This is a genomic window from Rickettsia endosymbiont of Seladonia tumulorum, assembly GCF_964030815.1.
GTDB lineage: Bacteria > Pseudomonadota > Alphaproteobacteria > Rickettsiales > Rickettsiaceae > Rickettsia.
Map to the genome: position 1 here is coordinate 548018 of NZ_OZ034963.1, position 13778 is coordinate 561795.

Here is a 13778-nt window from a genome sequence, read left to right on the forward strand (position 1 = left end):
TATTTAATTATGACAATAATGCGTTGCTTTTTTTGAATAGGATATAAATTATACAGCAAACTACTGCACAATTAATTACTTTCTATAATTGAGCGGATAAGGGTTTCTTTTAGACCAGTCAGCTCAGCAATAACGGGAATTTTGAAACCTTGAGAGAACATCTTTTTTGCTATCATCACCGCTTTATTATACTCACCTTCCCGCTTTCCTTCTTGCTTTCCTTTTCGTTTTCCCTCATCTATATACACATCTGCTATAGTTTTCATAATGTTATCCTTGTGTTGTGGTGATAAATATTTATCAAATACTTGCACTAATCTCGGTTGTTGCTTTTTTGAGATCTTTGCATCAGTATACCATAAAAACGATTTTAGGTAAATATAACCTTTTTCTTTATCAAGCATTATAACGTGATTAAAATTTGCTAAAAATTGCTCCCATAATTGAATCATATCACGTTCATATATATGTTTAAGTATATATTCTAACATTCCGATGTGCTTTTTCTTAACGATTTCATTATCTGACATGGCTTGTAAGTCTACTAGCTGATAATCTTCCATCATTAGTTTTTTTGCCATTACGCTATTAGTAAACAAATCCCATAAATTCCGAGGAGCGTTATAAACTTGCTTACCATTATAAATAACTAAGTTATATACTAACGGCAATTTATTCCTTTTTTCTTTATGCCGTTCACATAAGAGCAAAGTATATTTCCATAATCTTAGAGCAGTCCAATAATCCACAGTTGATTGTGCTTCAATTAATATATACACAAATCCCTTGCCATATTCTTTCGTTTCAATTCCATAAACTATATCACTGTATTTTTTACTTAGAGACTCTTCAATATAGCTTTCTTGTTCTACAGTTATTTTTGATAAATCTATCAGTTTTTTAAAATCCTTAGGTAAATAATATTCTAAAAATTCTTGTGCCGCTATTTTATCGGTCATTATTATTTTTACTAAGGAATCATGCTTTAATTTTTTGACCACAAAATCTAGTAATTTTTTGCGGCGTATTTTATCCTAATTTATATATGATGTCTATATTTATTTAAACTTAAGGTTTAACATCAATAATACAAAATAAACTTCTATTTACATAAAGCTTTAGTAAAACTTAGGCGATGATAAGGGGATAAGCCATATTCTTTTATAGCCTGAGCATGCTCTTTTGTGCCATAACCTGAATTTTTGTGCCATAAATATTGCGGGAATTCATTACTTAATTCTAGCATTAATCGGTCTCTAGTAACTTTTGCTATAATAGAAGCAGCAGCAATCGATATTGATAAATTATCACCGTCTATGATGCTGATCAATCTTTTATCGCTGAATTGCATGTTACCATCAACTAAAACTATTTCCGGCTTAGTACTAAGGTTTTCCGCAGCAAGAAGACAAGCTTTTTTCGTTGCTTCTAATATATTAATCTTATCAATCTTAGTGTGTGAGATAATACCGGTTGCCCAATTGTAATTAGCAGTTATCTGTTCATATAATAACTCTCTCTTCTTTTTAGAAAGCTTTTTAGAATCCTTAATGCCAGCTATAATATTGTTTTGATCCACTATTACAGCGGCAGCTACTACTGGTCCGGCTAGCGGTCCTCTGCCAGCTTCATCTATGCCAGCTAGAATGAAATTTGGGTATTTTTTTTCAAAATGTAATATATCTATTTCCATAATTGTATTTTTTATATTTTTAATATATGATAAAGCAGTTTATGAGTTACAAATAAAGTGCAAAATTATTTTGAATTGCTAGGGTTAGAGCAAATTTATAATATTGATTTGAAGATATTAGAAAAGCAATATTTTTCTATGCAGATAAAATATCATCCTGATAAAGCCAAAAATTTGCAAGAAAAAGAGCAAAATCTTATTATAGCATCAAACCTAAATAAAGCTTATTCTACCCTTAAAGATAGTTTAAAGCGTGCTGAATATATGCTGCTTTTATATGGTGTAAACTTAAATGATGAGAAAGTACGCAGTAAGCTTTCTGCTCTTGAGTTAAGTATATTCTGGGATGAAATGGAGCTTATAGAAAATACTAGCTCATATAAAAGTTTAGAAGAAATAAAAAGTAAATATGAATTAATGGAGAAAGCAGAAGTAAATTTTTTAGCTGAGTCTTTCAAAAAGCAAGATTTATCAGATGCGACTATCAAAACTAGTAAACTTAAATATATTCATACATTGCTGAGTAAGCTTCAGGAAAAAATGAAATTATGCAAATAATAGAAATTAGAGAACCAGGGCAAGCAGAATCTAAACAAGAAGCTAAAATAGCTGTGGGTATAGATTTTGGCACTACTAACTCGCTAATAGCTATTTCAGCTGGTAAAAAAGTTAAAATTATACAAACTGAAGATAATAAAGAATTAATCCCAACTACTATAGAATTTACGAATAACAATATTATAGTAGGTAGTAATAAAGGTTTACGTTCAATTAAAAGGTTATTCGGCAAAACATTAAATGAAATTCTAAATACTCCTGCTCTTTTTTCTTTAATTAAAGATTATATAAATGTAAATAATCAGGAACTTAAATTAAATTTTGCCAATAAGCAAATGCGGATTGCTGAAATTGCAGCAGAAGTTTTTATATATCTAAAACAACAGGCAGAAAAAGAGCTTACAACCGAAGTAACCCAAGCTGTTGTTACTGTTCCAGCTCATTTTAATGATGCGGCAAGAGGGCAGGTGATGCTTGCAGCAAGGCTTGCAGGCTTAGAGGTTCTAAGGCTAATTGCAGAGCCTACTGCGGCTGCCTATGCTTACGGATTAAATAAAAACCAAACAGGTTATTATCTTGTATATGATTTAGGTGGTGGTACTTTTGATGTATCAATTCTAAATATTACAGCAGGTGTTTTTCAGGTTATAGCAACAAGTGGTGATAATATGCTTGGCGGCGATGATATAGATAAAATCATTGCTGATTATTTTTGTAATAAATTTAACTTACCTGATAACACTGATACTCTACAGTTTGCTAAAAAGGCAAAAGAAGCATTATCGAACCAAGATAATTTTGAGTTCAATAATATATCGCTTGATAAACAAACATTTGAACAGTTAATTACCCCTATAATAGGTCGTACAATCAATATAGCCAAAGAATGTTTGGAAATAGCAGGAAATCCGAACATAGATGGCATTATTTTAGTAGGTGGTGTAACTCGTATTCCGTTAATCAAGGATGAATTATATAAAGCTTTTAAAGTAAATATTCTTTCAGATATTAATCCTGATAAAGCTATTGTATACGGGGCTGCACTGCAAGCAGAGAATTTAACAACACCAAATATAGACTCATTATTGATTGATGTAGTACCATTATCTTTAGGTATGGAGCTATATGGTGGCATTGTTGAAAAAATTATCATGCGAAATACTCCGATCCCTATTTCTGTGGTAAAAGAATTCACAACTTATGCTGATAATCAAACCGGCATACAATTTCATATACTACAAGGTGAACGTGAAATGGTAGCAGACTGCCGTACTTTGGCTAGGTTTGAGCTAAAGGGACTTCCTCCCATGAAAGCAGGAAGTATTAGAGCGGAAGTTACTTTTTCTATTGATGCTGATGGTATATTATCTGTTTCTGCTTACGAAAAAATAAGTAATACCTCACATATCATAGAAGTGAAGCCAGATTACGGGATTGATACAAGTGAAGTTGATAAGGTTTTAGAAAATGCTTATAAAAATGCTAAACTAGATCATGCTGCAAGATTATTACAAGAAACAGTTATTGAAGCTGAATCTTTGATTTTTAATATAGAACATGCTATTAAAGAATTAGTAGATTTGCTATCAGAAAACGAAAAGCATATAATCAGTAGTTTATTAAATAACATAAAGCATGCAATAGATGCACGAGATCGTGCTTTAATTAATAATGCTGTTAAAGATTTTAAATCTAAAACAAAAAAATCTTTAAATACGAAGATTAATGTAGTAATTAGTGATTTATTGAAAGGTAAAAATATCAATCAAATTAAATAACTTACTTCTAAAGGTAATTTGTACGTCAATCCGTTACTCGCATCCTTACGTACGTTTATGTATGCTGCGTTCCGTGTTTCCTGCAAATTCCTCTTTATAAGATAAGTTATATGAAAAATCTAAGGAAGAAAGAGGATAATGTCAAAAACAATAAAAGTTACATTTGTTATAAATAATGGGGAAGAGAAAATAATAGAGGCACCACTAGGGCTTTCTATTTTAGAAGTTGCTCATAGTAATAGCATAGATCTTGAGGGGGCTTGTGAAGGTTCTCTTGCCTGTGCTACTTGTCATGTTATTTTAGAGGAAGAATTTTACAACAAATTAGAAAAACCTAAGGAAGAAGAAGAAGATATGCTTGACTTAGCCTTTGGTCTTACGGATACTTCTAGATTAGGGTGTCAGATTATTTTAACTGAAAAATTAGACGGTATAAAAGTACGTCTCCCTTCTGCTACTCGTAACATAAAATGATGGATTAAAAAAGTGATACGTAAAATACTTATTTTTGTTTTCTTAGCCTTTACTATAGTATGGTTTGCTGCTGCTTATACTTTGAAAAACAATGTAATAAATTTAATTAAAAATTCTGAATCGGATAATCTTAAAATATCCTATAATACAGTTAAATTTTCAGGATATCCGTTTCACTGGAAAATTACTATAACAGATCCAAAAGTAAAATTAATAGATCATGTAAATTCTAAAGAGCTTTCAAGTGAAAATATTGTTTTAAATATTAAGTTTAGTACTAAAAAAGCTACTTTAAATTTTGGACCATTTATTAAAGAAGTAGATAATTACGGCGATAAAACATTCACCTATGATATGCGTAGTAAAGAGGATATAAAAGGAATAGGGAAATTTAATAAACCTTTATATAAAATATCGAAAGATGATGATCTAAAAGAAGTAATAAAATCGATTCAGCTTAATAATAAATCATTATTAATATTCAAAGATGATGAAGAGATTTTTAAAATTAATGATTTAGCTTTCTTTATTTCTAAGAAAAATCTAGCAGATAGCGAAGATATTTCATTGATTTTAAATATGAATTATGATTCTGAGAAGAACATAGCTAATTTTAAAAATGCTACTTTAGATATTGCTGCTTTATTAAAATTTACCCCAGATGGTGAAAATTCTGCTATTTTACAAAATTTTAATATAGAAAAATTTATTTTTAGTTGTGATCATAACTCTAAAATCAATCTAAATGGTGCTTTACAATTTTTTGCTAACAAATTACCACAAGGTAAGTTATCATTTGAGCTTGAAAACTATCACTCTATTATTGATAAGTTATTACCTAATAACATTATGTTTTCTAAAAAGTTTATTAAAACAGTTATAGCTAAAGCAGTTAATAAAGCTTCCGATGAAGCTGTAGTTAAAGAATCAGATAACTTAAATCCTGATTATTCTAATATAGAAAAAGCTAAGTTTGATGTTGAATTTTCTGAAAAAGGAATAAATATCGGCTCTATTAATTTACTTGAGTTAAAACTTGGTGATAGTAAAGAAGAACAGCAGCCTGAAAATCATGCGAATTAATTATATGAATAACCTTAAATTAGTATTATATAGCTTTGTTTTTAGTATAATTCTTACATGTAGTGATATTTATGCTGATCAAAAGCAAAAAGTTTTTAAGATTGGTACTGGCTCTATTTTGCAAGGTTATTATTCTATAGGTCTTGATTTATGCAAAACAATTATAGGAGATGAAAAAAATAACGAAAATATAGTATGCGAAGTTGTTGCAACAAATGGTAGTATTGAAAATTTAAAATTATTGCAACAAGGTAAAATCGATTTAGCTTTAGTGCAAGCAAATATTGCAGTAGAAGCATATGATGGAATAGGTTATTATAGCGATAAAGGAAAAATGCAAAATCTACGTCAGCTACTGAATTTGCATGATGAATTTTTTACAGTTATTGTAAAAGATGAGGATAAGATAAAGTTTTTTGCTGATATTGATGGAAAGAGAATAACTAGTGGTCCAGAATATTCCAGCAGCAATATTACTTATGATGCAATGTGTTCTCTATATAAATTTGCTAAAGAACCAATAAATACTGATATTAATTACGAAGATTCTATCGATAAATTCTGCCAAAAAGAAATAGATGCTATAATCATGATGGTTGGGCATCCAAACCCTTTAGTGAATTTAATTGCTAATAGATGTGAAATTGATTTTGTTTCAATTGAAAACGATAAAATAGCAGAGTTAATACAACAAAATAGAGCTTTTCGCAAAGCGGAGCTTCATAAAGGCTTATATCCAGGTATTACAGGTGATCAAACAACTGTAAAAGTATCAGCAATTTTAGTAACTAGAAATGATGTAGATTCTAATATGTTAGATAAATTTATTGGTGCTTTTCATAGAAATGTTGCAAGTTTTAAACTTTCTAATTATTTATTGAACAATATTAACATTAACTATTTTGCCGATACTCAAAACTTTGTTTTACCAAAACATGACTCGGTAAGAAATAGAGAATAACTATTTATTAGAGTATTATATAGAAATACTATGTTTAAAAATATACTTATACCTATAGACTTAGCAGATAAAAAGTCTGTGAAAGCTCTTCTTTCTAAAGCTTTAATGTTTGCAACAGCTTCTCAAGCAAAGCTACATTTTATATATGTGATTTCTGATTTTGGTATGAAAATGGTCGAAGATTATTTACCTAAAAATTGGATTGCAGAAAAAAAAGCAAAATATCAAACTCAAGTAAAAGAGCTTATAAAACAATATGTACCAGATGAAATTGAAGCTGATTATTACATAGGTAGCGGTGCTGTTTATGATGAAATAATTAAGCGTTCCAATGATATCAAAGCTGATTTAATAATAATTTCAGCAGTTAGACCGCAGCTAAGAGATTATATGCTTGGTCCTAATGCCTCTAAAATCGTTCGTCACTCTAGTATATCAGTCCTAGTAGTAAGAGACGAGTAATTAAACCTCGTCTATTAACTCTTCATTTACAAAAAATATATTTTCTATTATTAATAGAAAATATAGTTGACATTTTAGAAAAGTTAGCTAAAATCCTTTGCAAGGATAGCAGTAATGCTATCCTTGGGTATAGAAGCCCTTGATCACAGATGGTTAGCATCATCCATTTAAAAATGCTCCTCAACTTTGTCATGGTTGGGGAGATAGTAGCTATGTACAAGGTTTTAAACCTAAAGGCTGTTATAACTGTTCTGTGACGGTTCTTCTAACTCCCCGGCCACCAACGTTATGCTCTTTGGTGGTTAATTTGAGTAATTTAAACTTTGTACACAGAACCATTAACCGGTATGGTACGGCATATTTTATAAAGTTTGATACAAGTGAATTTACGCTGTGTAGACTTATCTTGAAATTTATCTTGTCTGAAATTTTATAAAATATGCTTTAAATAGTATATAACTTTCTTATATTTTTATTTGGAATTATAAGTCAATTAAACCATAAATAACTTTATCTAAGGTGAAATCTGCTTTTCACCTTAGATGTTCATTATTATCTAAAGCTTTTTGAAAAAGAAGCACATATACCGCAATTTGGCTTGCCAAATCTTGAAATATTAAAGGTATACATTAATAAAACTAACTATTTTCTCATCTTAAACAATTCATATTAGAAATCTTCATAAAGCCTAGAAGTATAATCCTTAAATATTGGATTTATTCGGAATATACTTATGATAAGCTGAAATATCGTTGCTTATTTGCAACTCACTATTAGGAGCTAACTATTATGGATATTTAGTTCAGAAAATGATATAATAAAAATATTAAATAGAATAGTAAAAGAGATATGTACAAAGTTAATCCAAGAGTAGATTTAGCGTTTAAAAAAATCTTCGGAGTAGAGGAGAATAAGGATTTATTGATATCACTTATTAATTCAATAGTTAGTGAAAAAGATCAAATTGTAGAAGTAACGCTTCTTAATCCATATAATCCGAAAAATTTTGCAGCAGATAAATTATCTATTCTTGACGTCAAAGCTAAAAGTGAAACTGGTAAAATGTTTAATATCGAAATACAAGTGACCGATGAAGCTGATTATGATAAAAGAGCCTTATATTATTGGTCTAAATTATATGCAGAACAATTAAAAGCCGGTGATGACTATTCGAAATTAAATAAAACAATAGGTATTCATATACTAAATTTTACTAGTATTCCGAATACTGCAAACTATCATAGTGCCTTTGAGTTAAGAGATAGAGTAACCGGCTTAGTATATTTTGAAGATATAGAGTTACATACAATAGAACTAAATAAATTTACTAATGCTAAAGAAGAGCTAACAGATATAGTAAAAAAGGTTAAAGATTCTCTTGATATATGGCTAGCTTTTTTAACTCGCCATGATTTATTAAACAAAGATAGGCTGCCAAAAGAATTGGATAATAAAGTTTTAAAGAAAGCCTTGACTGTACTTGAGGTTATGAATTTTAACGAGGAAGAGCGAAACACTTATGAAGACCGCTTAAAATGGCTTATGATCGAAGCTAATACCTTAAAAAAAGCAGAAGTGAAAAAAGCTGAAAGCAGAAATTTAGAAAGGATTATTTAAGCCAAGTTTTCCGTATGTTTCTGAATTATCTATGGCTTTTATTCCTTGTTTGATTAGGCGTAATATGTAATACATTCCTGCCCCGAAAACAATCGTATATACTACTATAAAAGCCATCAAAGAAATAAATACATATTTGCCTAGCACCGGTGATGCCATATCGGCAGTTCTTAAAATATTATAGACAATATAAGGTTGTCTGCCTACTTCAGTGACAAACCAGCCGGCTAAAACTGCAATAAAGCCTGATGGTGACATTAAAATATACCAATATTGAAACCATTTAGCATTATATAATCTTTTCTTTAAATAAAGATATAATCCGGCGATGCCAGTAAATACCATTAAAAAACCAATCCCGACCATAATACGAAAGCTATAAAATACTGTAGCAACCGGTGGACGTTCGTCTCTTGACCATTCTTTTAGTCCTTTTATTTCACCATCTAAGCTATGAGTTAAGATTAAGCTACTAGCATATGGTATTTGCACAGCATATTTTGTTTTTTCCTCTTCTTTATCCGGAAAGCCAATAATATTTAAAGCTGCCCCTTTTTCTGTGTCCCAAATTCCTTCCATAGCCGAAACTTTAACAGGCTGATATTTAAGAGTATTTAAGCCATGCTGATCACCAATAAATACTTGTACAGGAGCAACAAATAGTGCCATTAATACTGCCATAAAAAGCATAATTTTAGCATGTTCTTTATAGCGATTATTTAGCAAATAAAAGCTCCCTACGCCGCCAATAACAAACGAAGTGGTTAGATAAGCTGCCGTAAGCATGTGAAGAAAACGATATGGGAAAGAAGGATTGAAGATAATCTCAAGCCAATTTAAAGGATAAAAAAGCCCATCATCCCTAATTTCAAAGCTGGTAGGGGTATGCATCCAGCTAATGGCTGAAAGTATCCAAAAAGCCGAGATAACAGTGCCAATGGCAACTATTAAAGTAGAAATAAAATGTACTTTTTTGCTGACTTTATTAAAGCCAAATAACATGATGCCGAGAAAGGAGGATTCTAAAAAGAAAGCGGTAAAAACTTCAAAGCCGAGTAATGGACCAAGTACGTTGCCTACCTTATCAGAAAAATTCGACCAATTAGTGCCAAATTGATAGGACATTACGACGCCAGAAACTACGCCCATACCGAAAGTAACTGCAAAAATCTTTACCCAGAATTTATATATTTCCTGATAAACAGTTTTTCCTGTTTTTAACCATAACCCCTCAATGACTGCCAGAAAGCTTGCAAGACCTATAGTAAATGCTGGAAATATGATATGAAAGCTTATGGTAAAAGCAAACTGAATTCTTGATAATAATACTTGATCAAATTCCATATATTACAAAACCATAACTAATAAATTTCTGTATTTGATTTAATTATCCGCCTTTGCTATTATCAAATTCTATCTGATTAGTTTTAACAAATTTTCCTTTTTCGGAGTTCCAATTATAATGAACATTTACTATTCTTACTTCTGTAACATTAACATCACCGTTTGGCAATTGCGTAACATCATATCCTTTACGGATAGAATCAGTAATTAACAGGCTTGCTTGGCAAATATATTTTACATCGAAGAATGGAGAATTATCATCTTTCATGTCTTCTTGTTCTTCTAAAAAATTATTAGATAATTCTTTTTCTTGCATTTCTAATGATTTTGAGTTTATTTTCTGATTTTTGTAACACTATTTAATACAAGAAGCAAGAGTTTTCAATATATTTAATAGTTTTAGGTATATTTTTACAAAAAAATTAAGTTAAATACACTGCTTTCTTAAAATATGAGGTAACATTATAGTGATAAAATATCCTACTTTATCCAAATCGACGCTTAGTTTAGGTATTTATTTTTTAAAATTCGATAAAGTTAAAATTCTCTTATTAACTGCTAGTTGTATCATATTTGGTATGATTCCGGCAGTTGATAGTATATTATTGCAAAAGATTATCGATTTAATTGAGTCATTTAGTGACGCTAATGCACATAATCTTTTATCTTCAATGATTTATTGGGCAGTATTTTATGCCCTTTGGTGGGAGGGAATTAATATCGCTTACCGCTCATACGATTATTTATATTTAAAAACCATGCCGGTTATTAAAGGAAAGATATTAAATGAGCTTTATAATTATACCCAGTATCACAGCCATAAATTCTTTCAAGACAATTTAGCAGGGCATATTAGCAATAGAATTACTGAGACTGCTAGATCATTTGAAATGATAATTTCGATATTTGGTGAGAAAATTCTCCGTAAGCTTGCAATTATTGCTTTTGCATTAGTTGCTCTATATTCGGTACATTATATTTTTGCCACCATATTTATTATATGGATTACAGTTTTCTTAGGGCTTAGCGTTTTATTTTCAGGTAACATTAATAGATATTCGCTAAATTATGCACGAAGCCAATCGCTTGTCGCTGGTAGTATTGTTGATGCAATCAGCAATATTAATGCGGTTAGAATGTTCACCTCACATAAATTTGAGCGTCAACATTTGGAAACAAGAGTAGAGAATGCCATAGCTGATGAGCAAACTATGCAGTTTTTTATGTTCAAGCTGCGTTATGCTCTTGGCACTTCCTGCTCGATAATGATTTTTGTCATGATTTACTACCTCTCAACACTTCGTAGTGAACTCGCTATAACCATAGGTGATTGTGTGCTGGTGTTAACATTATGCATAAATGTGTCAGATAATATTTGGGATTTAACCCAAGAAATCGGTGATATGTTTGAACAAGTAGGAGCTTTTAACCAAGGTCTATCGTTAATGGGACCACATATTATAACCGATATAGAAAACGCCTCTCCTTTAGATATAAAAGACGGCATCGTTGAATTTAGAAACGTTACCTTTAATTATCATCATAATAATAACTTATTCCGTAATAAATCAGTATTAATTCCAAGTAAGCAGAAAGTAGGATTAGTTGGGTTTTCTGGATCAGGTAAAACAACTTTCATTAGCTTAATTACCAGATTACACGACATCGAAGATGGTATGATTTTAATTGATGGTCAAAATATCAAAAATGTAACGCAAGATTCTTTAAGAAAAGCTATTAGCCTTATCCCACAAGAACCGATACTTTTCCATCGTACTATTTTAGAAAATATTAGATATGGTCGTAAAGAAGCATCATTTGAGGAGGTAGTTGAAGCAGCAAAAGCCGCTCATATACATGAGGTGATTAGTAAGTTACCAGAAGGGTACGATACTATGTGCGGCGAGCGTGGCAATAACCTCTCAGGTGGTCAGCGTCAGAGAGTTATTATAGCAAGGGCTATCTTAAAAAACGCACCTATCCTAATTCTTGATGAAGCAACAAGTAGTCTAGATAGCGAAACAGAAAGCTTAATTCAAGAATCAATGGAATATTTAATGCAAAATAAAACTGTGATAGTTATTGCTCATAGATTATCGACTTTGCTTAATATGGATAGAATTTTAGTTTTTGATAAAGGTAGTATCACTGAAGACGGTAGCCACTCAGAGCTGTTAAAAAATAGTAAGCTTTATCAAAAATTATGGAATTCACAAGTGAAAGGCTTAATAACCTAGATTTATGGGTAATGAATTTTCGCTTGATATTAAGTGTACAAAATCGTCATGAGTTCGGCGAATAAAATGAGCATGGCAATCTTATGAAACAGTATGATACTCCTGAGATTGCCACGCTCACTCGCAAGGCATTGTTGTGTAGATCGAAAAACGTGATCGGTGTCATCTAGTTGCTTGGGAACTAGATCCAGAAAATAATAAAAAATACTAATTTTATTAGTATTTTTAACTGGCTCTAGTTCATAAATCACGGGATGACAGGGGAAAATGGTCCACGCAGGCAATGCCCACTCGCAATGGCGTATTTAGTATTTACGTAACAAAATCACTAAAACCCGCTTAAGCTATTAGGACCAATAACAGCAGATGTAGCGTTAGTACTAAATATTCTAGCTGCTGTTTGTATAATATCCTCGGCTTTTATATTCATGATAATTTCCATAATCTCTTCAGGAGAGATATATTTACCGAAAACAGCATAATTTTTGCCTATCTCTTCTGATTTATAAGCTACTTTTTCCTGAGCCATTTGTAAATTACTGCGGATTTGTGTTCTAGCTCTTTCGATCTCTTCTTGTTTTACTTGCTCTGTCATTCTCTTTATTTCATTCTTCAGCTCTGCGGCTAATAGCTCTAATTTATCGTGAGCTGTACTTGCATAAATAGTAAATACTCCGCTATCAAAATAGGGACTATTATAACTTCCTACAGCATATGCAAGTCCTAATTTTTCACGAATATGTTGGAATAATCTTGAAGACATCCCACCGCCAAATATTATAGCAAGTAGCTGAGTTTGGTAAAGCCTTTCTAAATTAATGTAAGATGTTCCTTCAAATCCTAATATTAAAGTAGTTTGTTCTAAATCTTTATTTATAAAGCTATGACCGCCTATATATTTTGCAGGTGAAAAATTACTTTTCTTTCCTTGTGTTAAAGAAGAAAATAAACGTTCTGCTTCTTTTACTATTTCTTCATGGTCAACATTACCTGCAATCGATAAATAAAAGTTCTCAGCATTATAATGTTTACCTGTAAAGTTTAAGAAATGATCCTTATTAAAAGTCTCAAGGGTTTTGCTTGTTCCAAGTATCGGTTTACCAAGCGGCTGATCTTTAAACACACTATTATAAAACTTTTCATATACTAAATCATCAGGATTATCTTGAGCATGTGCTATTTCTTGCAAAATTACCTGATACTCCTTTGCTATCTCTTTTTCAGCAAAAGCAGAATTTTGTACTATATCAGCAATTATTGCTAGTGCTTTATTACAATTTTCAGATAACACTCTTGAATAATATACTGTCTTTTCATGACCGGTATAAGCATTAAAATGTCCGCCTATAGAATCAAACTCTTCAGCTATTTGCTTTGCTGTTCTGGTTTTAGTACCTTTAAAAGCCATATGTTCAAGGAAATGTGATATTCCTTCTTCTTCCGGATTTTCATAACGGCTACCAACTTTGGCTATCAAATTTATTGCTACCGAATTAACATAAGGCATATTATATGTTAAAATCGTTAAACCATTCTTTAATTTACTAACGTTAAAATTTTCTTTCATAATT

At 30.9% G+C, this 13778-nt stretch carries 13 protein-coding genes; 8 read left to right on the forward strand and 5 right to left on the reverse strand.

The window, feature by feature from the left end:
* Positions 1–71: 71 nt before the first annotated feature.
* Positions 72–1001 carry an Rpn family recombination-promoting nuclease/putative transposase gene (locus tag AAHF54_RS02655; RefSeq protein ID WP_342170169.1) on the reverse strand — a complete coding sequence of 310 codons (930 nt, stop codon included), beginning with the start codon at positions 999–1001 and terminating at the stop codon, positions 72–74.
* Between the two features lie 101 nt (positions 1002–1102).
* Positions 1103–1693 (reverse strand): ribonuclease HII, encoded by a 591-nt coding sequence (locus tag AAHF54_RS02660; protein WP_342170170.1) that lies wholly within the window; start codon positions 1691–1693, stop codon positions 1103–1105.
* A 57-nt stretch (positions 1694–1750) separates the two neighbouring features.
* Here AAHF54_RS02660 and hscB point away from each other — a divergent pair, with 57 nt between their 5' ends.
* The 7 genes from hscB to AAHF54_RS02700 all read left to right on the forward strand — a co-directional run bounded on the left by hscB (position 1751) and on the right by AAHF54_RS02700 (position 8626).
* Positions 1751–2251 (forward strand): Fe-S protein assembly co-chaperone HscB, encoded by a 501-nt coding sequence (gene hscB / locus AAHF54_RS02665; protein WP_341789037.1) that lies wholly within the window; start codon positions 1751–1753, stop codon positions 2249–2251.
* Positions 2242–4029 carry a Fe-S protein assembly chaperone HscA gene (gene hscA / locus AAHF54_RS02670; protein WP_342170172.1) on the forward strand — a complete coding sequence of 596 codons (1788 nt, stop codon included), beginning with the start codon at positions 2242–2244 and terminating at the stop codon, positions 4027–4029. Before hscB ends, hscA begins: the two co-directional genes overlap by 10 nt.
* A gap of 138 nt (positions 4030–4167) precedes the next feature.
* On the forward strand, positions 4168–4503 hold the full coding sequence (locus AAHF54_RS02680; protein WP_011477186.1) for a ferredoxin family 2Fe-2S iron-sulfur cluster binding protein: 336 nt from the start codon (positions 4168–4170) through the stop codon (positions 4501–4503).
* A gap of 12 nt (positions 4504–4515) precedes the next feature.
* Entirely contained in the window at positions 4516–5586 is a 1071-nt protein-coding gene (locus tag AAHF54_RS02685) for a hypothetical protein (protein ID WP_341789041.1), read from the forward strand.
* Between the two features lie 4 nt (positions 5587–5590).
* A complete protein-coding gene (locus AAHF54_RS02690; protein ID WP_342170173.1) occupies positions 5591–6547 on the forward strand; it encodes a TAXI family TRAP transporter solute-binding subunit in 957 nt (318 codons plus the stop codon).
* 30 nt (positions 6548–6577) lie between these two features.
* Positions 6578–7009 (forward strand): universal stress protein, encoded by a 432-nt coding sequence (locus tag AAHF54_RS02695; protein WP_016948239.1) that lies wholly within the window; start codon positions 6578–6580, stop codon positions 7007–7009.
* An 849-nt stretch (positions 7010–7858) separates the two neighbouring features.
* Positions 7859–8626 carry an Rpn family recombination-promoting nuclease/putative transposase gene (locus AAHF54_RS02700; RefSeq protein WP_342170174.1) on the forward strand — a complete coding sequence of 256 codons (768 nt, stop codon included), beginning with the start codon at positions 7859–7861 and terminating at the stop codon, positions 8624–8626.
* Here AAHF54_RS02700 and AAHF54_RS02705 read toward each other — a convergent pair.
* On the reverse strand, positions 8609–9970 hold the full coding sequence (locus AAHF54_RS02705; RefSeq protein WP_341789045.1) for a cytochrome ubiquinol oxidase subunit I: 1362 nt from the start codon (positions 9968–9970) through the stop codon (positions 8609–8611). The genes AAHF54_RS02700 and AAHF54_RS02705 overlap by 18 nt on opposite strands.
* 43 nt (positions 9971–10013) lie before the next feature.
* Positions 10014–10286 carry a DUF2671 domain-containing protein gene (locus AAHF54_RS02710; RefSeq protein ID WP_341789046.1) on the reverse strand — a complete coding sequence of 91 codons (273 nt, stop codon included), beginning with the start codon at positions 10284–10286 and terminating at the stop codon, positions 10014–10016.
* A gap of 151 nt (positions 10287–10437) precedes the next feature.
* Here AAHF54_RS02710 and AAHF54_RS02715 point away from each other — a divergent pair, with 151 nt between their 5' ends.
* On the forward strand, positions 10438–12207 hold the full coding sequence (locus AAHF54_RS02715; RefSeq protein WP_342170175.1) for an ABC transporter ATP-binding protein: 1770 nt from the start codon (positions 10438–10440) through the stop codon (positions 12205–12207).
* A gap of 328 nt (positions 12208–12535) precedes the next feature.
* Here AAHF54_RS02715 and AAHF54_RS02720 read toward each other — a convergent pair whose 3' ends face one another.
* Positions 12536–13774 carry a pitrilysin family protein gene (locus AAHF54_RS02720; RefSeq protein WP_341789211.1) on the reverse strand — a complete coding sequence of 413 codons (1239 nt, stop codon included), beginning with the start codon at positions 13772–13774 and terminating at the stop codon, positions 12536–12538.
* Between the last annotated feature and the right edge of the window lie 4 nt (positions 13775–13778).